This window comes from Trichococcus sp. (assembly GCF_055118575.1).
In genome coordinates this window covers 14,434-39,246 of the sequence record NZ_JBSQPW010000001.1, presented here as the reverse complement: position 1 = coordinate 39,246, position 24,813 = coordinate 14,434, and the positions used below count along the sequence as shown (strand labels likewise).

Genomic DNA, 24,813 nt, shown 5'->3' with positions numbered 1-24,813 from the left:
CTTTGGATTCTCGATGAAGGTTGTACCTGAATGTACGTTCACCGGAGAAAAGCGCTCCGGGATGGCGTCAGCTCCTGTCAGGATTGGCCCGACGGAGTTGATGATATCATTCTTAGCCTTTCTCCTGTTAAGGCATTCTCGCCGGTGTTGACGGTGCTATTTCCCGCCCAGCTCCAGCCAAATGTATCCTCGCCGGAGCAGCGCACGTGTTTCGGTTGCCGCACCAAAAACCCACAAAAAAACCGAAGCAGCGCATCTCGGCTGCTTCGGTTTCATTAATGAATATCAGTAGATAGCTGTGTCGCCTGACAAGAAACGGTCCACTTCGCCTGCGGCTAGTTTTCCTTCTTGCAGTGCCCACACGACCAAGCTTTGTCCACGACGCATGTCGCCGCATGTAAAGACTTTGTCCACGTTTGTTCTGTAGTCGCCCTCTGTTGCTTGGATATTGCTGCGCAGATCGCGTTTCAAGGCCAATTCATCCGGAATCGTATCTTCAGGACCGGTGAATCCCATAGCCAACAATACTAGGTCCGCTTTCCAGACTTTTTCGGTTCCTTCAACAGGAACAGGATTCATTCTGCCCAACGCATCACGTTTCCATTCGATCTGTACAGTATGGACAGCCGTCACTTCGCCTGCCTCATTCTTTTCGACTTTCGTCGTGTTGATCTCATAGTTACGCGGATCGGAACCCGTCAAGTAGATCGCTTCTTCTTGGCCGTAGTCCGTTTTCAGCTTTTTAGGCCATTCCGGCCATGGATTCGTGTTTGTGTCACGTTTGTCCGGAGCTTGCGGCATGATTTCGAATTGATGCACACTCTTCGCGCCATGACGGATGGATGTACCGACACAGTCGGTACCGGTATCCCCGCCACCGATAACGATGACATGTTTGTCTTTGGCAGAAATTTTGCTTTCCTGTGTTTCCCCTGCAAGGATATTTTGTGTGTTTGCAGTCAGGAAGTCCATGGCCATGTGCACACCTTTCGCGTCATTGCCTTCGACATTTATGCCGCGGGCGCGGGTTGCGCCTCCGCAAAGAACGACTGCATCGTACGTGTCAACCAATTCCTGCGCGCTGATGTCTTTGCCGACTTCTGTGTTGCAGACAAATGCCACGCCAGCTTCTTCCAGGATGTCCAGTCTTCTTTGGATGATATCCTTGTCCAATTTCATGTTCGGGATACCGTACATCAACAATCCGCCTGGACGGTCGCTTCTTTCGAAGACAGTGACCGCATGGCCGACTGAAGTCAGATAATGCGCAGTCGCAAGACCAGCAGGACCGGAGCCGACTACCGCAACCCGTTTGCCGGTAGCCGGAGCCTTAGCCGGTTTGACCCAACCGTTCTGGAAAGCATGTTCGATGATTTCGTATTCGATGCTGCTGATCGTAACGGGTTCATCGATATGTCCCAATGTACAAGAACCTTCACAAGGAGCAGGACAGACACGTCCTGTAAATTCCGGAAACGGATTGGTCAAAGATAAACGTTCGTAAGCTTCTTTCCATTGCCCGCGGTACACCATGTCATTCCACTCGGGGATGAGATTGTGCAGAGGACAACCGGACGCCCCATTCGGCAGCATGATGCCTGCCGAACAGAAGGGAATGCCACAGCTCATACAACGGGCAGCTTGGGTCCGAATTTTTTCATCTGATGTTTCTTCACGCATCTCGCCCCAATTTTTGATGCGGACTTCCGGAGAAATCTTTTCGTAATTGGAACGGCTGTATTCCTTAAATCCAGTAATTTTTCCCATCTTATCCCTCCTCCTTAGTTTGTCACAACTGGTTTGTAGCGCTCATCAAAGGCATAACGCATTGCGTCTTCACCGGTGATGCCCATTTGGTTCGCTATTTCGATGTTTTCCAGGATGAACTTGTAGTCATTGGAGATGACCTTAGTGAAGCGGGATTTCATTTGATCCCAGTTAGCCAAAATGCTTTGTGCTTTTGGACTGCCCGTGAAGATCATATGCTCCTGCAGCATGCGTTTGATCGTGTCATACTCTGTGTCGTTCAGATCTGTCGTTGCGCTGACCATTTCCATGTTCAGGTTGTTTTCATCAAAATCAAGGATATACGCTACCCCACCTGACATACCGGCAGCAAAGTTGCGTCCGGTTTTACCGATGATCAGAACCGTTCCACCTGTCATGTACTCACAACCATGGTCGCCGATTCCTTCGACAACTGTATCCACGCCACTGTTACGGACGCAGAAACGCTCTCCGGCGATTCCGTTGATGTATGCTTTACCACTGGTTGCGCCATAGAAAGCGACGTTACCGGTGATGATGTTTTCTTCAGGTGCGAATGTAGCCTCATTCGGTACGCGTACGATGATTTTACCACCGGACAAGCCTTTACCAATGTAGTCATTCGAATCGCCTTCCAGCGTCAATGTCATCCCTTTCGGAATGAATGCGCCGAAGCTTTGCCCTGCCGAGCCCACGAAGGTCAATTGGATCGTATCTTCAGGCAAGCCTTCAGCACCATATTTTTTCGATATTTCGCTGCCAATGATGGTTCCGACAACGCGGTCGATGTTTTGGATAGCTGATTTCGCTACAATGCGTTTCTTCGATTCGATTGCAGGTTTCACGATTCTCAACAGTCGACGCATATCCAATGTTTTCTCCAACTCATGGTCTTGCTCCGTCATGTTGTATCTGCCGACGTTCGGTGCAGCATAGGGTTGGTATAATACGCTGGACAGATCGACTGTCTTCGCTTTCCAATGCTTCACATTTTCTTTCATCTTCAGCTTGTCGCTGCGTCCGACCATTTCATTGATCGTGCGGAAGCCTAATTTTGCCATGATTTCACGCAATTCTTCGGCAACGAACATCATGAAGTTCACGACGTATTCAGGTTTGCCTTGGAAGTTTTTGCGCAATGTTTCATCCTGCGTTGCGATACCTACTGGACATGTATTCAGGTGGCAGACACGCATCATGATACAGCCGATAGCGACTAGCGGTGTTGTCGCAAAACCGAATTCTTCAGCACCCAACATACAGGCGATGGCAACATCGCGACCAGTCAATAATTTTCCGTCTGTTTCGACGCGGACACGATCACGCAACTTGTTCAAGACCAACGTTTGGTGCGCTTCAGCCAATCCCAGTTCCCACGGCAAGCCGGTATTGCGGATGCTGGTTCTTGGTGCTGCACCTGTACCGCCGTCATAACCGCTGATCAGGATCGTATCGGCATTTGCTTTCGCAACACCTGCCGCAATCGTACCGACGCCGGCTTCTGAAACCAACTTCACGTTGATGCGCGCATCACGGTTGGCATTTTTCAAATCGAAGATCAATTCTTTCAAGTCTTCGATGGAGTAGATATCATGATGTGGAGGCGGTGAAATCAAGCCTACACCCGCGATGGAACCACGTGTTTTGGCGATTTCAGGGTACACTTTCGGTCCTGGCAATTGTCCGCCTTCACCCGGTTTTGCACCTTGGGCCATCTTGATTTGGATTTCCTTCGCGTTCACCAAGTAGTGGCTCGTTACGCCGAAACGTCCGGAAGCGACTTGTTTGATGGCACTATTGCGGGAATCTCCGTTTTCATCCAATTCGAAACGGCGCGGATCTTCTCCACCCTCACCGGAGTTGCTCATACCGCCGAGACGGTTCATTGCGATGGCTAAGGTTTGGTGCGCTTCGATACTGATCGAACCGTAAGACATCGCTCCGGTCTTGAAGCGTTTCACGATGCTTTCAGCCGATTCGACTTCTTCGATCGGAATCGCATCCTGTGCGTTTGGCTTGAATTGCATCAATTGGCGCAGTGTGTATGCGTTCGTGTCCGCATTGATTTCGCGGGAGAACTCTTTGTATTGCTCATAATCCCCTTGACGAGTCGCTTGCTGCAGACGGTAGATCGTGCTCGGATTGTACAGGTGTTCTTCACCCATTGCCGAGTATTGGAAATGACCGCCCACTCCCAGCGTTTCGCTGTAAGGAGCAGTAGCTTTATAGGCACTGTCATGACGCATCTTGTTTTCTGTAGCGATTTCCTGCAGGCCGATCCCTTCGATGCGGGTAGGCGTACCGGTGAAGTATTTAGCGACAACTTCGCTGTTTACCCCCAGCGCTTCAAAAATTTGTGCCCCGTGATAACTGCGCATTGTTGAAATACCCATCTTGGTCAATACTTTGGACATGCCGTGCACAGCCGCGTGGATATAGTTCGCTTCCGCTGCCTCAGCATCCAGTCCGTCCAGCAGATCTTCTTCAGCCAAATCGCGGATAGTCGCATAAGTCAAGTACGGATTGACCGCGTTACAGCCATATCCAACCAAGGTACAGAAGTGATGCACTTCTCTTGGTTCGCCGGATTCCAGCACAAGGCCGACGTTCGTGCGTGTTTCTTCGCGGATCAGATGATGGTGCAGACCGGAAACAGCCAATAGAGCCGGAATGGCTGCCCATTCAACGTTCACGCCACGGTCTGAAAGGACCAAGATGTTCGCGCCGGAAGCAATTGCTTTGTCAGCTTCACGGAAAAGGCGTTCCAAAGCTTTTTCCATCCCTTTTGCATCTTCTTCGACGCGGTATAACAGGGAAAGCGTGACCGTTTTGAATTTATCGTCCTGCAGTGCTTTGATTTTCGCCAGTTCGGAATCAGTCAAAATCGGGCTGTCCAAGTAGATGGCATGCGTATCCGCATTATCCGGATCCAACAGGTTCCCGCAATTTCCGACAAGCATCGTATCAGAAGTGACGATTTCTTCACGGATCCCATCAATCGGAGGGTTCGTGACTTGCGCAAATAATTGTTTGAAGTACAGATACAGCATCTGCGGTTTGTCCGATAGGACTGCCAACGGAGAATCAATCCCCATCGCGCCAACAGAATCAGTGCCTGTAACGGCCATCGGTTTGATCAACAATTGGATGTCCTCGAACGTATAGCCGAAAGCTTTCTGTTGCGGCATCAATTCTTCAGCAGCAACTGTCGCGGTAGTTGGAGCAGGTGCTAGGTCTTTCATTTTGGAAATGTGCTTCTCCGCCCATTCGCCGTAAGGTTGTTTGGCAGCAACCGTTTCTTTGATTTCTTCATCCGAAATGATCCGTTTTTGTTTCGTATCGATCAGGAGCATCTTGCCCGGCTCCAGACGGCCTTTGTAGGCTACATCTTCCGGATTAACATTTACGACCCCTACTTCAGATGAAAGGATTACGCGGTCATCTTTCGTCACATAGTAACGGGAAGGGCGCAAACCGTTTCTGTCCAGGACCGCTCCGACGATTTCGCCATCCGTGAAGCCCATTGCTGCAGGGCCATCCCATGGTTCCATCAGGAAGTTGTTGAAGTTATAGAAATCTTTTTTGGATTTCGACATTGTTTTGTTCTTTTCCCAAGGCTCAGGAACCATCATCATGACGGCTTCCGGCAATGAGCGCCCGTTCAGATACAAGAATTCCAGATTGTTGTCGAATTGGGAAGAGTCGCTCCCTGTTTCGTCGACGATCGGATAGATTTTTTCGCTGGCATCCAACAGATCCTGGGACATGCTGCCTTGACGAGCTCGCATCCAGTTGATGTTGCCGCGGATCGTGTTGATTTCGCCATTGTGGATCAAGTAACGGTTTGGATGAGCTCTTTCCCAGCTTGGGAATGTATTCGTACTGAAACGGGAATGGACCATCGCCAAAGCGGATGTGAAGTCCAAATCCGTCAAATCAAGATAGAAGCTGCGCAGTTGTTCCGCAGTCAACATTCCTTTGTAGACGATGGTTTTTGAAGAGAAGCTGGCAAAATAGAATGAGCCACCTCGTTTTTCACTCATCGGAACAATTTGTTTCTCGGATAATTTACGGATGACGAACAATTTGCGCTCGAAATCCATTTCACTCATATCAGGATTTCCTTTACCGACAAATACTTGGATGAAACGCGGGATAGCTGCTTTTGCAGTCACACCGATTTCGGAACTGTCGATTGGAACCTCACGCCAACCCAACACTTTTTGACCTTCGGAAGTGATGATCTCTTCCACCATTCGCATCTGTTCGTGACGTAGATCCTCATATTTGTGGGCAAAGAGCATCCCTACTCCATAATCGCCTTTTTTAGGCAAATGGATTCCCAGGACGTCACACTCCCTGCTGAAAAAATGATGCGGAATCTGCACCATGATACCCGCTCCGTCACCTGTTTTGGCATCAGCGCCGGAAGCACCCCTATGCTCCATATTTTCTAATAAATCCAACGCATCAGAGACTAATTTATAAGAGCCATTCCCATTGATGTCAACGACAAATCCCATACCGCATGCATCATGCTCGTAGGCGGGATCATACATTCCTTGCTTTTGTGGAGGAGTGTAACTATTCATTTCGGCGTCCCTACTTTCTATTTTGTTATTCTGATATTATAATCAAACTCTCATTTAATTACAATCCATTTTCATTCATTTTTTCACAATTAGTTGCATATTTTTTTTGATAGTAACAATATTAACTTCTGGAAAAACATTCGCTATAACAGGATTTCACAATGATTGGGATATAAAAAGTTTGTGATACATTTCCTGACATGCTCGTGTTAGAAAACGGTAATTTCATTACATTTTAATGTAAATATTTTCAGCAAAGAATTTTAAACAAAAAAAACCTTGGCAAGGAGCCAAGGTCGGGTAATTGATTTCGTTCTATTTAGTAAGTGTCAAAAGCATTTCTCTGACAGTCTTGCAGGCCATGGCAGTCGAAGCGCCTGATGGATCATATTGTGGAGAAAGTTCCACGACGTCGGCTGCAACAATTTGGTTCAGGTCCTGAAGTGCAGCGATACCCGTCAACAATTCCTTGTAAGTGATGCCGCCTGGCTCAGGTGTGCCGGTTCCAGGGAAAGTTCCCGGGTCCAATACGTCCAGATCGATCGTCACATAAACGGGAACATCCTGCAATTGCTGCACAATCTGCGGCAACGTATCAATGGTGAATTTTTCCATATAGGTGTGCTCTTTTGCCCATTCGAATTCTTCCTTCAAGCCGGACCGGATACCGAATTGGAAAATGCGGCCGTCTCCCAGGAAATCGAAGCAACGGCGGATGACCGAAGCATGCGACAACGGTTCGCCCATGTAGTCTTCACGCAGATCTGTGTGGGCATCGATATGGATCACATGCAAATCCGGATATTTTTCATAGGCAGCTTCGATGGTAGGCAGGCTCACGAGATGCTCTCCGCCGACCATCAGGAACTTCTTGCCGCTGTCCAAAACTTCTTTTGTGTAAGTTGCGATAACGCTCAAAACGCGTTCTGTGTTGCCGAAAGGCAGATCCAGATCTCCGCCATCATGGATGGCTTCTTCTTCAAGGTCGCGATCCAAATAAGGGGAATAACTTTCCAAGCCGAATGAATCTTGTCGGATCGCCTGCATCGCAAAGCGCGTGCCTGGTCGGAAGCTGGTCGTTCCATCGAACGGGATTCCGAATAATACGGTGGATGCTTCTTCAAAGGAAGTTTCGCAGCCGATAAAAGTCTGGATGTTCATGTTATTTTTCACTTTCTGCCGTCCTCCAACTGTATGCTATTTGATGAGTGTTTCGGTTGCTTAATCTTTCAGGACTTTGATCTGATGAGGCATTTTTTCCTCAGTCAAGACGTTGCCTAATGTTTCATTGTAGTAGTGGTAGTGTTGCACGACCGCTTCAGAAATCACTTCACCAGGGATAATCAACGGAATTCCTGGCGGGTAGATCATGATCGAGTCGGCACTGATGCGGCCGATTGCGTCGTCGATGCTGACCACTTCATTGTCCGCGTAGAATGCGTCGCGCGGGCTGCAGGCCAATTCGTTGATGCTGCAAGTCATCACGTGCGCATCGAAATGTTGGCTGGCTTTTTTGTAGCGTCTGCGGATATCCATCAACGCGTCGACTAGTCTGCCGATCGATTCGCGTGTGTCGGCTGTACTGATGACCGCCATCACAACGTATCCTTCAGCGAGCTCCAGTTGGATGCCGTATTCTTCCTTCATGATTGTGTAGACTTCGAAACCGGTCAGGCCGATGTCGTTGACACGGATCACCATTTTGGTCCAGTCATAAGTCTGGTCGAATTTATCTTTGATGTAGTCGGCTTTCAACACTTCATAGTCGCCGAATGCTTCGATCGCTTCAATCGCTTCGCTGACGATTGGGCGCAGTTTTTTGTAACGGTCTTTGCCGTACATCGCTAATTCACTGCGTGCGGCATCAATGGAGCTCATCAACAGGTAATTTGCGCTGGTCGATTGCAGCATGTTCAGCACTTTTTGTAATTTTGTTGCGGAAATGCGGTCCCCTTGCATCACCATCAAGGAGCTCTGCGTCAAGGATCCGCCGGTTTTATGCATGGAATACGTCACCGCATCGGCTCCGGCTTTCATCGGATCCTTCATTTTCCCGGGCATGAACGGCAAATGCGCGCCATGCGCACTGTCGACGATGACAACAACACCGCGTTCATGCGCGATTTCACAGATCGTTTCCAGATCGTTCAATGATCCGAAATAAGTCGGATAAGTGACCAGGAGGGCTTTCGCCTTGGGATTTTCATCCAGGCCTTTGATGATGCGTTCCACGGAAATACCATGGGATATCCCGAAGGCCAGATCCATTTCAGGCTGGATAAAAATCGGCTTTGCGCCGCTCAGGATCAACCCGTTCATCACTGATTTATGGCAGTTGCGAGGAACCAAGATCGTATCGTTTGGCCCCACCACGCTCATAATCATCGCTTGAATGCCAACAGTCGTACCATTCACCAAGAAATAAGCCTGATCAGCATTGTATGCTTTTGCTGCTAATTCCTGTGCTTCTTTTATGACAGATTGCGGATGGCTCAACAAGTCCAATTCTTTCATGGAGTTGACATCCATCTGCATCGTCATATCACCGACCGCCATTTTGAATGGCGTCATCTGCGCACCCATTTTATGTCCAGGGACATCGAAAGGTGTAACGTCCTGTTTCGCATATTTAACAAGCGCTTCGAAAAGCGGCATTTTGATATGTGTAATATTTTTTGGTTTAACGTTAGAAATTTGGTAAGTAATTTTGTCGGAATGACCTTCCAAATAAGTGTCTGAATTGAATAAAACCTTTTCAGCCAAATAGATTTCCCCCTTTGATATAAAAAATGGGCATAAAAAAAGCTCTCCAACCAAAGGAAAGCTTCGATATCTATCAGCTGCTTTTCCTCTTATTGCTCATAGGACTTGGATAATCCTACGCTCAGGTTGGGCACCCAATATCAATCTGCACTGCAAAATAATTAGATTGATTGGTTTGCCACCGTATCTTCGACCCCTCGTCTCAACGGCTATTAATAAGAGATATTCAATTTATGCAAGCTAAATTCTATACAAATACAGCGGATATGTCAATGATTTTGGAAAGAAATTTATATTTTTTTTCAAACGTTTTTCCCGAACGATGCGTTTTATGTTGTGGTCGAACATTCATAAAAATGATCGGAAGCGTCCAGATGCGCGCTAAATGCGTTCGGACCGGTTGATTATCCTCTGTTCGCCGGAGTTCGGACACCCAACATTCGCTTTTGTATGCACAAATCACAAAGAAAAAACACAACCCGTCAGGATTGTGTTTCTTCAGACCGTTTTTTAAGCTTTCGCTTGATTTTTCACCATTTCGAATTCCTCTTCCATCGCTGCGGACGGTTTTTCCCCGATTAAGGAGAAAAGCACGATCGCCACGCAAGAAAGGATGAATGCCGGCAACAGTTCGTAGATGCCGAACACGCCACCCAGCGGTTTGACCAGCAGTTTCCAGATGAAAACAGCGATTCCGCCTGTCAACATACCGGCGATGGCGCCTTGACGCGTCGTTTTTTTCCAGAACAAGGAGAACAGCATCAACGGTCCAAAAGTCGCACCGAAGCCCGCCCAAGCGAAGGATACGATCGTGAAGATGACGGAGTTCTCATCCAAAGCGATGATGATTCCGACGATCGCCAAAACGATCAAGATCATCCGTGTCATCGCCATGATTTGCTGATCGGAAGCGTCCTTGCGCAGAACGCCTTTGTAGATGTTTTTCGAAAAAGCACTTGCGGCAATCAGCAAGTACGAATCAGCGGAACTGATCGTCGCCGCCAAAATGCCCGACATGACAATTCCAGCCAATAGCGGCGGGAACAACAAAGTCGCCATCTCGATGAAAATCGTTTCCGAAGTGGAAGCCGTCGTCAAAGCCATCGGAAACATCGCGCGCCCGATCAGACCGATCAAAACGGAAGCGCTCAGCGAAAGTGTCGTCCAAGTGATGCCGATTCGGCGTGATTGCTTAATTTCGTCAGCCGAACGGATCGCCATAAAGCGCAACAGCACTTGCGGCATCCCAAAATAACCGAGCCCCCATGCCATGCTAGAAGCAATGGTGATCAATCCGTAATTGCCTGCAGGTCCAAAGGCAGCCGTCGCCCCATCCGCCTGTTGCACACCATCAACCAATTTAGGTGTTGCGATACCGAAGAAATCCAAAAAGCCAGGAATGCCCTTCAGGTTATCGATGACCGCTCCAGGACCACCGGCATGCACAACGCCTCCGACCAAAACAACTGCTAAAGCCGCGATCATGATGATGCCCTGCATAAAGTCGGAGACACTCTCCGCCAAAAATCCGCCGATGAACGTGTAGAACACGACGAACACCGCTCCGGCAATCATCACCGGGATGTAAGGCACTTCGAACAAGGTTGCGAAGAGTTTCCCTACCGTGACGAAACAGCTGGCGGCATAGACAGAAAAGAAGACGAAAATGAACGTTGACGATACCGTCAAAATAATGCGCTTATCCTCATGGAATCGATTGCTGAAGAATTCCGGCAACGTGATTGCTCTAGCCGATTCGGAATAATGACGCAAGCGTTTCGAAACGATGATCCAGTTCAACGCTGTCCCCAATGCCAAGCCGATTGCTGTCCAGAATGCATCTGACAAACCCGACCAATAAGCTACGCCCGGAAGACCCATCAGCAGCCAACCGCTCATGTCCGAGGCACCGGCACTGATTGCGGCAACCCAAGGACCCAGACTGCGTCCGCCCAAGAAGAAGTTATCGGAGCTTTCGTTTGATCGCTTGTAGTAATAAAAACCGATACCGATGATGATCGACATGTAGCCGGCCATCGCAATAAAAATTAATGCTTTATCCATAGTAACCTCCAATAATAAATAATGACATGTTCCTTCATTCAAATTTAATTGAAATTTAATGAATACACTACGCCATCATAGCACAGGAGTAAATTTGTAAGCAAGTTAATTTTAGTGGAAAGCAAGATACGCTGAAATCTCATTTCATTTAAAAAATTCAAATGCCGATCAGAACATTTCCAAACAAGCATGCACCCACGAAATGACGTCCTACGTCACAGCATCTTTGATCAGCTCGTTCAAAAGCTCATCTCGGGCACCCTCATACAGTTTGTAGCTCACATCCTGAATGCCGGCCTTCCGATAGTTCTCCTTTCGTAGGTTCTCCAAAAAGCCCCATCAGTTCAAAAACATGAAAAAAGCCTGGAAACGTTGAAAAATCAACGTCCAGGCTATAAATTCCACTTACTCCCACTCGATGGTCGATGGTGGCTTGCTCGTGATGTCGTACACTATGCGGTTGACGTGCTTCACTTCATTTACGATGCGTCGGGAAATTTTATCCAACACGTCGTAAGGGATGCGCGCCCAGTCGGACGTCATGCCATCGATGGATGTCACGGCGCGGATACCGATTGTGTAGTCATACGTACGGCCATCGCCCATTACGCCGACGCTACGGAAGCCCGGCAGGACAGTGAAGTATTGCCATACATCGCGTTCCAAACCGGCATTCGCGATTTCTTCGCGCAAGATATAGTCGGAGTCGCGGACGATCTCCAATTTTTCTTCGGTGATTTCGCCGATAACGCGGATACCCAAACCAGGGCCTGGGAATGGTTGGCGCCAAACGATGCTGTCAGGCATGCCAAGCTGTGTTCCCAATTCACGGACTTCATCTTTGAACAAGGTGTTCAAAGGTTCAATCAATTTGAATTGCATATCTTCAGGCAATCCGCCTACGTTGTGGTGGGACTTGATTGTTTGGGCAGTCTCGGTTCCACTTTCGATGACGTCGGTGTAAAGCGTTCCTTGCGCCAAGAAGTCGATGCCTTTCAATTTCGTAGCTTCATCGTCGAATACGTAAACGAATTCGTTGCCGATGATCTTACGTTTTTGTTCCGGATCGCTGACGCCTGCCAGTTTGTCCATGAAACGTTTTTTCGCATCAACGCGGATGATGTTCAAGCCGAATTTTCCTACAAGGCTTTCCATAACCTGGTCGCCTTCGCCTTTGCGCAACAGGCCGTGGTCAACAAAGATACAAGTCAATTGGTCGCCGATTGCCTTGTGCAGCAATACGCCTACGACGCTTGAATCCACCCCGCCGGAAAGACCCAATAATACTTTTTTGTCGCCGACGGTTTCTCTGATTTTTTTTGTTTCGATTTCGATGAAGTTGGCGATCGACCAGTTACCTGAGCAGCCGCAGACTTCGAAAGCGAAGTTCTTCAGCATTTCGTTGCCGTGTACAGAGTGCTGTACTTCCGGGTGGAACTGGACGCCGTAGAATTTTTCTGCTGTATTGGCGAAAGCAGCGACCGGACAGTTGTCGTTTGTTGCAGTCACTTTGAAGCCGGCAGGGATATCCGTAATTTTGTCTCCGTGGCTCATCCAGACTGTCTCGATGTCGGAAAGGCCCTTGAACATTGGTGTATCCAAATCAAGGATTTGGATGTCGGAACGTCCGTATTCCCGTTCGTCAGCAGGAATGACTTTTCCGCCGAAGTGGTCGGTCATCAACTGCATGCCGTAGCAGATTCCCAATACAGGGATGCCCATAGCGAAAATGGCAGGATCGACTTTGAAAGCATCGTCTTCATAGACGCTGTTCGGGCCGCCGGAGAAAATGACCCCTTTGACGTTCCCCATCGCTTTGATGTCTTCAGCAGTTGTGCGGTGTGAAACCAACTCTGAGAATACGCCGAATTCGCGGATACGTCGTGTGATCAATTGGTTGTATTGACTGCCGAAATCCAGGACGACGATTTTTTCCAACTCGGTAAATTGCTCTATCATCTAATAATCTCTCCAATTTCCTTAATATTTTTTTATGTATAATTCATCAATAAAGTGATTCGTTGTTTTGTGGATCACTAAATTTGCCCGTGTGATTGTGGGATAGATATACTCCCGAAGGTTCTTGAGGTTTACTCTTTTCCAGACGCCTCTGGCCATCTCGATGGCGTCCTCGCGTTTGCCGATTGCATAGTTGTAGTAATAATTGTCCGGCTGATCGATCGCCAGGTCCATCAGCATTTCGAAACGTTCGATGTACCATTTTTCGATCATCTCTTCTTCTGCATCCACATAGATGGAAAAATCAAAGAAGTCACTAACGTAAATCTGCTGATTACTCGGCAACTGCAGCACGTTGATCCCTTCCACAATCAGGATATCCGGATGATTCACTTCTTCGTACTCTCCAGGGACAATATCGTAGATGCGGTGGGAATAGACCGGAAACCGGACATTCGGCTTGCCTGTCTTCACATCCAACAGGAATTGCACCAAATTCTCCATATCGTAGCTTTCCGGGAAGCCTTTGCGGTCCATGATGTTGCGTTCCCTCAATATCCGGTTCGGATACAGGAATCCATCCGTCGTCATCAGTTCGACAGCTTTTGTCGGATAGGCACGCTTCAAAAGGTTCTGCAGGACACGTGCTGTCGTACTTTTCCCGACAGCGACACTTCCCGTTACGCCGATGATGAGCGGAGACGGTTCGTAGGGTCTGCCGAGAAATCTGCTTTTATCCCGTTGAAGATTCCGGTACTGCTGCAAGTAAATATCGAACATATGCACTAAAGGCACATAGACATCCTTGACATCTTCCAATGAAAGCCTATCATTCAATGATGTCAATTCCTTCAGTTCTTCTTCCGTGATTGCCGGAATGGAATCTTGATGAAAAGTTTGCCATTCTTCACGATGGATTTCGTAGTAGTTTCTATCTTCTATCATAGCTTTTCCCTTCTGGAAATAATCAAACTTTTGGTAATTGTATCACACTTTTCTGAAAATTTAACCCCCATCAAATACGAACATTTAATTCTAATTGAAACCTAATCTTTGTTTTCTGCGCCGGGAAAGCTTTTTAAGTTTCTGTAAAATCCGAAAGATTTAATTTACTTTGCATTTTTGCTTCGATACAATGAAAATGCTGAAAGAAAATAGCAAAAAATATGTGCCGAATTTGTCAAATTTTATTCAAAAAGAGCATTTCAAAGCGAATGGGCCAACAGAGTCCTATCGATTTGCAAAATCCAGGCACAGCAAGCATAATAGAAGACGCGCAAGAACCAGTAAAGGACGATCTTATATGATAAAAACACGTTGCTCCACCGGCAAGTCGCACGGCAAAATCATCCTGATGGGTGAACATGCCGTCGTCCACGGGGAGCCATCCATCGCACTGCCCTTCCCGGCCGTCGAAATGACTGCGACCATATGCGAAGCTGAAGGTCCTTTGACCATTGACTGTTCCTATTATAACGGCATCGCTGCCGAAATGCCTGAAATTCTGGAAAGCATGCGGACCGCCATCCAAGCGGCTTTGGGCGAACTGCAGGTTTCGGGCGAGAACTTGGCGATTTCACTCGCGAGTACTATCCCGGCAGAAAGAGGCATGGGCTCCAGTGCAGCCGTTTCTGTGGCTCTGACCCGCGCCCTTTTCGCCTACTTTGATAAGCCGTTGGACCAAGCCACTTTGCTACGGCTCGTCAACATATCCGAAATGGTCGCACATGGCAATCCCAGCGGTCTGGATGCCGCCACAGCAAGCGGCGACGCACCGCTCTTCTATATCAAGGGCAAGCCTTTTGAAGCTTTCCCGCTGAATCTGAAGGCTTATCTGATTGTCGGGGACACCGGCGTGACCGGACAGACCAAGGAAGCCGTCGCCAGCATCGCTGCAAAGCTGAACGGAGAAAGTCCGCAACCGCACCGCGAAGCCATCACCCATTTGGGCAGTTTCGCCCAAACAGCGAAATCCGCCATTGAGGCGAATAACCCGCAACAATTGGGACAACTGATGAACCAGGCCCATGAAGTCCTGTCTTTTCTGGAAGTATCCAGCCCTGATCTGGACAGGCTCGTCTCAGCGGCAAGGTCTGCAGGAGCACTGGGCGCCAAATTGACGGGCGGCGGACGTGGCGGTTGCATGATCGCTTTGGCCGGTAATCGCTCCGAAGCGGAAAAAATTGAAGAAGCTCTACGTCAAGCCGGGGCGATCCGGACTTGGATCTATCAAATGGGAGGAACTGAAGATGCCTAATCAAGCTTGTGTCCGAGCACATACCAACATCGCGCTGATCAAATATTGGGGGAAACGGAACGAAACCTACTTTCTTCCTATGAACAGCAGCCTTTCCATGACCTTGGACAAACTCTACACGGATACGATGGTCGTCTTCGATGAAGTCCTCACGCAGGATTCCTTCTATTTGAACGGCGAGAAGCAAGGCGAAAAAGAGACACAGAAAATCTCCAGATTCCTTGATTTGTTCCGCGCAGAAAAAAATACAACCATGCGTGCACGCGTTGAAAGCATCAACCATGTCCCGACTGCAGCCGGTTTGGCATCCTCCGCCTCCGCCTTCGCCGCTTTGGCAGGAGCAGCGAACTTGGCGCTGGGACTTGATCTGGATCCGAAGCGCCTCTCAACTTTCGCCAGACGCGGCAGCGGCAGCGCAACCCGCAGCATCTACGGCGGTTTTGTGGAATGGGATATGGGAACCTGTTCCGAAGATTCCTTCGCAATACCGGTCGACGATGCGAACTGGGATATCGGCATGGTCATCGTGGCGGTCAACCAGAAAGCCAAAGAAGTCTCCAGCCGCATCGGTATGAAGCGTACGGTCGAGACTTCGCCCTTCTACCCGGCTTGGGTTGCATCGGCGAAAAAAGATATCCTCGACATCAAAGCAGCCATCGCCGCCAAAGATTTCATCCGCTTGGGCGAAATCACCGAAGCGAACGGCATGAAGATGCACGGAACCATGTTGGGGGCGGAACCGCCTTTTTCCTATTGGGAACCGGACAGCATCGTCGCAATCAAGATTGCACAGGCTTTGCGCAAACAAGGCATCCCTTGCTACGTCACGATGGATGCCGGCCCGAATGTGAAAGTGCTGTGCCGCCTTTCGCAAGCCGAAACGATAAAAGAAGCGTTGCTGGAACATTTCGGCGAGGACAAACTGATCATCACCAAGCCCGGCAAAGGCATCCGGGAGTTGACGGAAGAAGAACGTGCTGTCTACGGTTGGAACATTTAACAGGAATGGAGAGGGTTGAACGCATGTCTGTAACAGAAGCAAGTGCTCCGGGCAAATTATTCATCGCCGGAGAATATGCAGTAGTGACGCCGGGACATCCATCGATTTTGGTCGCCTTGGATCAGTTCATTACGGTATCTTTGGAAGAAGCCGATACGACCGGGACGATCCGCTCGGCACAATATGGCGGTTTGCCGATACCTTGGACCCGCGAAGAGGATCAGTTGGTCATCGACCAGCGCGAAAATCCATTCCTCTACATTACCGAGGCAGTCAAGGTGACGGAACGCTACATCAAAGAATCCGGGATTCCGTTGTCCTATTTCCATCTGTCCGTCAAGAGCGAGTTGGACAACGCCAGCGGGAAAAAATACGGGCTGGGATCAAGCGGCGCGGTGACGGTCGCGACGATCAAAGCCTTACTAAAATTTTATGCGATCGATCCAGCGTTCGAGTTGGTCTACAAATTAGCCGCTTTGGCGCACCTTTCCGTCAAAAGCAACGGTTCCTTCGGCGACATTGCCGCGAGCACATACGGCGGTTGGATCGCGTATGCCTGTTTCGACAGGGAATGGGTAATGAAGAAGGCCACAGAGCTGACGCTCACTGAGTTGTTGAACACGGCGTGGCCGCAATTGATGATCCGGCCATTGACACCACCAGCCAATCTGCGACTGGTGATCGGCTGGACCGGCTCCCCGGCTTCAACCACCCATCTTGTCGACCGCGTCAATGATGTCCGCGGCGGCATCGACGATTTCTACAAAACGTTCCTGAAAGCCAGCAAAACCTGTGTGAACGCTATGATCGCCGCTTTCGAACAGGGCGATCTGCAGGCGATTCAAGCAGGCATCCGGGAGAATCGCTTGCTGCTGAAGCAGTTGACTGCGCACACCGGTGTCGTCATTGAGACACCCCCATTGACGCAATTATGCGATTTGGCCGAGAAAAACCTGGGCGCGGCAAAATCATCCGGTGCGGGTGGCGGAGACTGCGGCATCGTCATCATCGACAGACAATCGGGCATCATCCCTTTGATTTCGGAATGGGAAAACGTCGGGATCATGAACTTACCGCTGCACGTCTTCAGCTACGTGCGAAGTGCGGCACCAATCGAATGGAAAGGAGAGGAGCACCTGAATGACGCTTGATTCAAACAGAAAAGACCAACACGTCGATTTGGCCGAAAAACAGTATCAGTCAGCCGATCTCTCCGATTTCGGCAAGATGCGCTTCGTTCATCACTCTTTGCCCAACCTGAAGGTGGCTGACATATCCCTGCAGACAGAAATGGCCGGGATGAGTCTGGCTGCACCTTTCTACATCAACGGCATGACCGGTGGCAGCACACGCACCAAACAGATCAATGCCGATTTGGCGATGGTCGCAAAAATGACCGGCTTGGCGATGGCTTCCGGTTCCGTCAGCGCGGCGTTGAAGGATCCCAGCGTCAGCGACAGCTTTTCGGTCATCCGCAAAGTGAACCCGAATGGTCAGGTGTTCGCGAATATCGGAGCACACCACTCGCTCGAGAACGCCAAGCGCGCCGTGGATATTCTGCAAGCTGATGCTCTGCAGATCCACATCAACGCACCGCAGGAAATGATTATGCCTGAAGGCGACCGCGATTTCACGATGTGGCTACGCCAGATTGAAGCAATCACCACGCATGTCGGCGTCCCCGTCATCGTGAAGGAAGTCGGCTTCGGCATGAGCCGGGAAACGATCCAGCAATTTATATCTGTTGGCGTCCGGACAATCGACGTCTCCGGCAAAGGCGGTACGAACTTTGCGGCGATCGAAAATGCAAGAAGGACGTCAATAGCCTATGATGACCTGGAAAACTGGGGCCAATCAACAGTGATTTCCTTGCTGGAAGCCGATTTTCATCGCGGCAAAGCGGAGTTCCTTGCTTCCGGCGGCATCAAAACGCCATTGGACATCGTCAAGGCTCTGAGCTTGGGCGCGAAGGCTGTCGGACTTTCCGGTCAGTTCCTGCATATGGTCCTGAGCGACGGCCCGGATCAGACTGCGGAAACTGTAAATGGCTGGAAGGAACAGATCACAACGATGATGGCGATGCTCGGCAAAAAATCGGTTCACGGCTTGACCCGGACAGACATCATCTTCCAGCGCGACATCCTCGACTGGTGCGAGATGCGCGGAATCGACTACCGGCAGTACGCCAACCGTTCGATTCTTGACTAAATGAATAGCGCGCCAGCGAACGGTAGGATGATACCGTTCGCTGGCGCGTTTTTGTTTGGTGGGTGTTTGTCGGATCGGGCGCATGCAGTCGGGATTGCTGTCGGCTGTACTTTTGGATTTACGCATGAACAACCGACAAATTGGGATTCCGTTTGCTTTTCGGGGTAACACTTGAGCCGTTCAGTCAACGTACTCGATATATCTTGACTGTTCGCGGCAACTCTTGATCCGTTCAGTCGACATATCAGGCATTCGTCTGCTGTTCCCACTAACACTTCATGCGTTCAACCGACACGCAAGCATTGCGCGGCTTCCGGGAACCTCAGCAATCCCTTTTCCAGTACCAGACCTAAAAAAGAAGCCCATCCGCAATTGGATGAGCTCCGTCATAAACAACAATTATTCAGCCAATTCCACAAACACCGCATCGGCTTTGACTTCTTCCGGAATCTTCAAACCCAGTTCGTCCACTTTTGCTTGGTTGATGTAAACGGAATTCTCTTTGACCAGTTGGACCGGATACGTTGCAGGATCCGCGCCCTTCAGGATGTCGACCGCGATTTGGCCGATTTGCGTACCCATACCGTATTGACTAGGTGCAAAAGTCGCAACGCCGCCGTCTTTCACCATTGTGTCGGCCGCCGGGAATACCGGGATGCCAAATGAATCGGCTACATCCACTAAGGTTGGCATACCGCTTGCGATGACATTATCATTCGGTACATAGATCGCGTCCACTTCTTTGGCAAGGCTTTCTGCTGCTTGGGCGATGTCGTTCGAAGTCGTGATCGTTTTCGTGACAACTTCAAACCCAAGATCCGCTGCTGCCTGCTCCGCGCGTTGTCCAGAGATGACCGCATTGTCTTCGGCAGTCGTGTACATGATGCCGATTGTTGCGACTTCCGGCAGGAATTGTTTGATCAATGTCATCTGTTCGTCGGATGGTGTCCGGTTCGACAGACCCGTCGCATTGCTGCCGGGAGCTTCCAAGGATTCGACCAAGCCGGCGCCGACCGGATCCTGGACCGCGCCCAGAATCACCGGAATCTCATCAGAAGCATTCTTCAGCGCTTGCGCGGCAGGTGTCGCAACACCGATCATGATGTCCGCATCGTGGCTGACGAAACTTTCGGCGATCGATTTCATGTTCGCCTGATCACCCTGCGCATTTTGGAAATCGATGGTGGCATTCTCGCCGTCGACATAGCCGGCCGCCGCCAATTCATCCAGGATGCCTTCCGTGATCTGATCCAAAGCAGGATGGGTCGTCAATTGCAGGATGCCGATGTACACCTGATCCTGTTCGCTTTCCGTCGTCGCTGCCGAAGAATCACTCTCCGAAGCCGTGTTTCCGCAAGCAGCCAATAACCCGATCACCAATACCGAACCCATCCGCAGCATGTTTTTTATCCCATTTTTCATCATCACTATTCCTCCGTTTTTTGAATTTTGGTTTTCCTTGCACATCCCGATCCGGATCAAAAAAGCGTTTTTTGGATGCAAAAAAACCGCAGAGACCCTAAAAGTCTTTGCGGCAATCTATTCCTAAAATTGCAAAAGAAGGAAAAATCCGCATAGACGCTAATCCAGATCGAATCTGAGGTTGCATCTATGGACAGTTCTGTCACACGATCAACCTACTCTATGCGGCTTTGCCAGCTTATTCCGTTCGTTGCTGTTACACGCGTGATCGTTTTCATTGTGACTGCCTCCTCTTCTCTTATGCATTCATCATAATCAACAAACAAAAGTATGTCAACAGAATAATGATAATACGATGGCGAAAACATTAAAGAACCCACACCATAAGACTGATGGACACAATGCCGACGATAACGGAAAGGATCATGTTTTTCGAATAATAGGCCACTAGAGCTGTAACGAGCGACGGCAACAGTTTGGCGTTTTCAAATGCATTCAGGGAAACGATGCCCTCCCAGAAAAAGATATCCGAAGCGATCAAAGCCGCAAAAATCGATACCGGAAGGAAGCTCATCCATTTCTGGAACCAGATCGGAATCCGCGCATTCTTCAAGGCGACAATCGGTAGCCATCTTGGCAAAAATGTCACCAAGCCGCCTCCCAAAATGAGCCACAATGCTTTATCATCCACGCAAAATCCCCTCCTTTTCGTCTTTTATGTTCTGCAGATAGAGCCCGAATCCCGAAGCCAAGATCGATGTCAGGACGATTGCGATATTATGGTGCAACAGGTTCATCAGCACGACTGCTGTGATCCCGGAAAATACCGCCGTCCAGAACACGATGCGGTTCTCAATCTGCGAAACGAGCAGAAAGATGAACATCGCGATCAGGATATAGTTCATCACGATCGGCGACAAAGCAATGCTCTTGCCGGCCATCGCTCCGATTCCGGTGCTCAAGATCCAGGTAGCGTAAGCCGTCACGTTCGCAGCGATCGCTTTCGTCGGATTCCACAGGCCATCGGATTTGAAATAAAGCGTATTGACGGCAAACGACTCATCGGTGATCGTCTGTGCAAAGAACATACTGAAAGCTGTGCTCTTCTCGCGGATCCTATGGGCTAAACTGGAACTCATCAACAAGTGCCTTAAATTGATGAAAAAAATCATGATGACCATTTCCAGTAGACCTGCCCCGGCAACTGTCATCGAAGCGATCATGAACTGCGCAGCGCCACCGTAGATGAGCAGACTCATCAGCACGACAGCCAGCCAGTGATAGCCGGCTTGCTGCAGCAAGACCCCGCAGGCCAACCCCATCGGAATATAACCGAAACAGACCGGATAAATGGCCTTCATCCCCGCCAGCCATTCTTTTTTAGGCATATTGTCACTCCTCTAACCAAATATTCATACTTCGTGTTTCATTTTATCACATCTTGGCGGAAGCATCGGCTTGTTTCTTCACATTTTCAGAAAATCGCCATTTCCTTTTACAGAGGACAACCTATGCATTAGAATAGAGAGAATGACTTATTATGAAAGGGGGAACTGCTGTGTATTCCATCAGCACATTGGAAATAACGATGCGTTTGCTTGCGGCGGTATTTGTCGGAGGCGTCATCGGCTATGAACGCGAAGAAAATCGCCAAGCAGCCGGACTGCGGACGAACATCATCGTTTCGGTTTCTGCCTGTCTGATCACCTTGATCCAGGTCGAAATCGGCTACTACAGCCTGAACCTGGCGATCGCCAATCCGGATGTGGCATCCAGCATCACGGTCGACTTCACCCGCATCATCGCCCAGATCGTGAGCGGTATCGGTTTCTTGGGTGCGGGCACGATCCTCATCACTAAACGGGATACAGTCACCGGCCTGACCTCTGCGGCAACGATCTGGACGGTCGCCGGACTCGGGATTGCCGTCGGGATGGGCTATTATTTCCTTGCATTCATCGGCTGCCTGATCCTTTACGTCGTGCTGCACATCATCAAAAAAATCCGGACTTCCATAGGCGGTCTGCATGTTGAGATCCATTATCGGCGCCAGGATCTGAAAAAGGCGATCGAATTGTTCCTTTCCGAAAACAACATCGAGACTTCGGACATGAAGTTCCTGATCGAGAATCCGGAGAGCGAACAGCCGAACTACATCGTCATCTATGGGATCGATTTGCCGCACTACTACAAGAAAAAGGATCTGGTGAGCGACCTGATGAACATGAGCAAGGACATCACGAACGTATCCTTCGACCAGTAGTGAGGGCAAATATCCGCCGGCAACTCAGCCGGAGCAGCAAAGAAGCAACCGGAGCGCGTGCCGGTTGCTTCTTTGCTGTTATCCGTAAACAATTCTGTGCGTTTGCTTTTGCTCTCCAGCGAACCTCGGCGAAAGGAGGCGATCAGAATTCAGAAGATATGCTCAGTGCGGTGGTCCAAATTGTCGAATAGGTGAGGTAGATCCGACAATTCGATTCCGGATTAAGCCGAGATTATCGAATGTCGAGAAGCATTCAACAATTTGGCCCCATGTCGGACCGAAATTATCGAATAGCTGCGGAACATCCGACAATTCGGCCTCGTGCCTTGCAATCAAAAAAAGCGGGAATGCATCATGCATCCTCGCTTTTTTTAACAGTTATAAAATTACCTAAGTTACTGAGATTGTCCTTTTCAGGACAGCCTCCTCAATCCGTAACGATGCCGTGGATCAGGGTGATTTCTTTTCTTTCATCGCCGATGGAGTAGGCTTCCTGGATCAATTTTTCGGCCGGGCCGAAATCTGCTTCATTGGCGTACATCCTGACAATCGCTTCGCCTTTTTCGACCGGATCGCCGACTTTTTTCAGAATCCTCAGTCCGGCCGCCAAATCGATTGTGCTTTCTTTCGTGGCGCGCCCTGCCCCCAACAGCATCGCGGCCACGCCGATGTCATCCGCAATAATTTCTGTCACGTACCCGGATGCTACAGCCAAGACATCCTGTTGGCGCGAGGCTTGCGGCATCAATGAACAATCATCCACGACTCCCGGATTTCCGCCTTGGGAAGCAACAAAAACCTTGAATTTATCCAACGCTTTGCCGTTACGGAGGTTTTCTGTAACCAGTTCACGGGCTTCAGCCAAATCAGCCGCTTTTCCGCCCAAAAAGACCATCTGGCTACCCAATTCGATGCAGAGTGTTTCCAAGTCTTTCGGGCCGTTGCCCTTCAGCGTTTCGATTGCCACTTCGACTTCCAAGGCATTCCCGACCGCCACGCCCAAAGGCTGGCTCATGTCGGAAATGATCGCCATCGTTTTGCGGCCGGCCAGATTGCCGATTTTGACCATCGCATGGGCAAGTGCCCGCGCATCCTCTTCCGTCTTCATGAACGCGCCCGCTCCAGTTTTGACGTCGAGCACGATCGCATCCGCACCGGCTGCAATTTTTTTGCACATAATCGAACTGGCAATCAGCGGCATGGAGTTCACGGTTCCTGTCACATCCCGCAGCGCATACAATTTCTTGTCAGCCGGACAGAGATTGCCGGATTGGCCGATGACGGCGACCTTGTTTTCGTTCACGATGGATGCGAAAGTCGCTTCATCGATTTCGACATGGAAACCAGGGATCGATTCGAGCTTATCCAAGGTACCGCCTGTGTGTCCCAGTCCGCGTCCGCTCATTTTCGCCACCGGCACGCCGCAACTGGCGACCAAGGAAGCCAGCACAAGCGTCGTTGTATCGCCGACGCCGCCGGTTGAATGTTTGTCGACCTTGATTCCCGCGATGGCGGAAAGATTGATCTGATCGCCGGACTCCGCCATCGCCATCGTCAATTCCATCCGTTCCTCATCGGTCATATCCTGAAAAAAGACGGCCATCGCCCAGGCACTCATCTGATAATCAGGAATCGACCCGTCCGTGTAGCCGTTGATTATAAAACGGATTTCTTCTTTCGTCAATGCTTTGCCTTCTTGTTTCTTGATAATTAAATCTACCATTCTCATAGGTTATTCCTCCATTTGAATCCGACTTTTTGCCTATCAAGCACAACGCAAAACGTTTAGGGTTCTTAAGTTGCAGCTTACCTTTTTGCTTCGATTACTTTCACGCCATCTTTTGTCCCTACCAAAACAGTGTCCACACAATCCAGGAACAAACCGTGTTCCACAACGCCGGTCAGATGGATCAGTTCCTCCGCAAGCGCCTTCGGATCCAAAATTTCGCCCAGATGCAGATCGATGATGTTATTTTTCTCATCCGTCAAATAATAGTCCCCGGTTGTTGTCTTGCGGAATTCCGGATTGTAGCCTTTTTCATTGAATTTATTGAACAGTTGGATCGATCCGTAGCAGACGACTTCGACCGGCAACGGGAAGGCCCCCAGATGTTTCACCATCTTGCTTTCGTCAACGATCCAGATGACTTTCTTGGAATTGTCAGCAACAATTTTTTCAAACAGCAAAGCGCCACCGCCGCCTTTAATTCCTTGGAAATCTTCACTGATTTCATCGGCTCCATCCACCGTGATATCGATGCAGCTCACTTCATCCACGCTCTTTAATGGAATCCCTAGCGACTCAGCCAATTCCTTCGTTTGGATGGAAGTCGTCACCCCAGTGATCTTCAATCCTTCCTCATTCACACGTCTGCCGATTTCCTTCACAAAATAGTAAGCAGTCGAGCCCGTTCCCAGACCAACTGTCATTCCGTCTTTGATATATTCTGCAGCTTTTAATCCAACCAGTTCTTTTAGTTCCATTTTCTCACGCATTCCTTTCAGGATGATGAGGTCA

The 24,813-nt window shown here is 49.4% G+C and carries 17 protein-coding genes and 1 riboswitch; of the genes, 5 read left to right on the top strand and 12 right to left on the bottom strand.

Features of this window, described 5'->3' with window-relative positions; genetic code table 11:
• Positions 1 to 285: 285 nt before the first annotated feature.
• The 7 genes from ACTCCX_RS00165 to coaA form a co-directional block, all read right to left on the bottom strand.
• On the bottom strand, positions 286 to 1,767 hold the full coding sequence (locus ACTCCX_RS00165) for a glutamate synthase subunit beta (protein ID WP_463274182.1): 1,482 nt from the start codon (positions 1,765 to 1,767) through the stop codon (positions 286 to 288).
• A gap of 14 nt (positions 1,768 to 1,781) precedes the next feature.
• A complete protein-coding gene (gene gltB, locus ACTCCX_RS00160) occupies positions 1,782 to 6,359 on the bottom strand; it encodes a glutamate synthase large subunit (RefSeq protein ID WP_463274181.1) in 4,578 nt (1,525 codons plus the stop codon).
• 315 nt (positions 6,360 to 6,674) lie between these two features.
• On the bottom strand, positions 6,675 to 7,532 hold the full coding sequence (gene speB, locus ACTCCX_RS00155; protein WP_463274180.1) for an agmatinase: 858 nt from the start codon (positions 7,530 to 7,532) through the stop codon (positions 6,675 to 6,677).
• Between the two features lie 48 nt (positions 7,533 to 7,580).
• Positions 7,581 to 9,122 (bottom strand): aminotransferase class I/II-fold pyridoxal phosphate-dependent enzyme, encoded by a 1,542-nt coding sequence (locus ACTCCX_RS00150; RefSeq protein WP_463274179.1) that lies wholly within the window; start codon positions 9,120 to 9,122, stop codon positions 7,581 to 7,583.
• A gap of 86 nt (positions 9,123 to 9,208) precedes the next feature.
• A riboswitch (SAM riboswitch) is annotated at positions 9,209 to 9,344 on the bottom strand.
• A 288-nt stretch (positions 9,345 to 9,632) separates the two neighbouring features.
• Complete coding sequence (putP, locus tag ACTCCX_RS00145) at positions 9,633 to 11,186, bottom strand: sodium/proline symporter PutP (protein ID WP_463274178.1); 1,554 nt, start codon at positions 11,184 to 11,186, stop codon at positions 9,633 to 9,635.
• A 405-nt stretch (positions 11,187 to 11,591) separates the two neighbouring features.
• Complete coding sequence (gene guaA, locus ACTCCX_RS00140; RefSeq protein WP_463274177.1) at positions 11,592 to 13,145, bottom strand: glutamine-hydrolyzing GMP synthase; 1,554 nt, start codon at positions 13,143 to 13,145, stop codon at positions 11,592 to 11,594.
• A gap of 21 nt (positions 13,146 to 13,166) precedes the next feature.
• A complete protein-coding gene (gene coaA, locus ACTCCX_RS00135) occupies positions 13,167 to 14,090 on the bottom strand; it encodes a type I pantothenate kinase (RefSeq protein ID WP_463274176.1) in 924 nt (307 codons plus the stop codon).
• A 358-nt stretch (positions 14,091 to 14,448) separates the two neighbouring features.
• Here coaA and mvk point away from each other — a divergent pair, with 358 nt between their 5' ends.
• The 4 genes from mvk to fni are packed head-to-tail and all read left to right on the top strand — an operon-like array spanning position 14,449 to position 18,610.
• The gene (gene mvk, locus ACTCCX_RS00130; protein WP_463274175.1) at positions 14,449 to 15,402 is read left to right on the top strand and encodes a mevalonate kinase; all 954 of its coding nucleotides are present in this window, start codon (positions 14,449 to 14,451) and stop codon (positions 15,400 to 15,402) included.
• Complete coding sequence (gene mvaD / locus ACTCCX_RS00125) at positions 15,395 to 16,402, top strand: diphosphomevalonate decarboxylase (RefSeq protein WP_463274174.1); 1,008 nt, start codon at positions 15,395 to 15,397, stop codon at positions 16,400 to 16,402. Before mvk ends, mvaD begins: the two co-directional genes overlap by 8 nt.
• Positions 16,403 to 16,425: 23 nt before the next feature.
• Positions 16,426 to 17,553 carry a phosphomevalonate kinase gene (locus ACTCCX_RS00120; RefSeq protein WP_463274173.1) on the top strand — a complete coding sequence of 376 codons (1,128 nt, stop codon included), beginning with the start codon at positions 16,426 to 16,428 and terminating at the stop codon, positions 17,551 to 17,553.
• Complete coding sequence (gene fni, locus ACTCCX_RS00115) at positions 17,543 to 18,610, top strand: type 2 isopentenyl-diphosphate Delta-isomerase (RefSeq protein ID WP_463274172.1); 1,068 nt, start codon at positions 17,543 to 17,545, stop codon at positions 18,608 to 18,610. Before ACTCCX_RS00120 ends, fni begins: the two co-directional genes overlap by 11 nt.
• Before the next feature lie 399 nt (positions 18,611 to 19,009).
• On the opposite strand, the gene trpX is transcribed toward fni, so the two are convergent.
• The 3 genes from trpX to ACTCCX_RS00100 all read right to left on the bottom strand — a co-directional run bounded on the left by trpX (position 19,010) and on the right by ACTCCX_RS00100 (position 21,420).
• Positions 19,010 to 20,035: a tryptophan ABC transporter substrate-binding protein gene (trpX, locus tag ACTCCX_RS00110; protein WP_463274171.1), complete on the bottom strand. Its 1,026-nt coding sequence runs from the start codon at positions 20,033 to 20,035 to the stop codon at positions 19,010 to 19,012.
• 364 nt (positions 20,036 to 20,399) lie between these two features.
• Entirely contained in the window at positions 20,400 to 20,723 is a 324-nt protein-coding gene (locus ACTCCX_RS00105; protein ID WP_463274170.1) for an AzlD domain-containing protein, read from the bottom strand.
• Positions 20,716 to 21,420 carry an AzlC family ABC transporter permease gene (locus ACTCCX_RS00100; protein ID WP_463274169.1) on the bottom strand — a complete coding sequence of 235 codons (705 nt, stop codon included), beginning with the start codon at positions 21,418 to 21,420 and terminating at the stop codon, positions 20,716 to 20,718. Before ACTCCX_RS00100 ends, ACTCCX_RS00105 begins: the two co-directional genes overlap by 8 nt.
• Before the next feature lie 152 nt (positions 21,421 to 21,572).
• On the opposite strand from ACTCCX_RS00100, the gene ACTCCX_RS00095 reads away from it, so the two are divergent.
• Entirely contained in the window at positions 21,573 to 22,295 is a 723-nt protein-coding gene (locus ACTCCX_RS00095; protein WP_463274168.1) for an MgtC/SapB family protein, read from the top strand.
• Between the two features lie 427 nt (positions 22,296 to 22,722).
• Here the strand turns inward: ACTCCX_RS00095 and ACTCCX_RS00090 are convergent, their stop codons facing one another.
• Together ACTCCX_RS00090 and rpiA are read right to left on the bottom strand one after the other, a co-directional pair.
• Positions 22,723 to 24,024 carry a pyrimidine-nucleoside phosphorylase gene (locus ACTCCX_RS00090; protein ID WP_463274167.1) on the bottom strand — a complete coding sequence of 434 codons (1,302 nt, stop codon included), beginning with the start codon at positions 24,022 to 24,024 and terminating at the stop codon, positions 22,723 to 22,725.
• A gap of 77 nt (positions 24,025 to 24,101) precedes the next feature.
• Entirely contained in the window at positions 24,102 to 24,779 is a 678-nt protein-coding gene (gene rpiA / locus ACTCCX_RS00085; protein ID WP_463274166.1) for a ribose-5-phosphate isomerase RpiA, read from the bottom strand.
• Positions 24,780 to 24,813 lie beyond the last annotated feature (34 nt).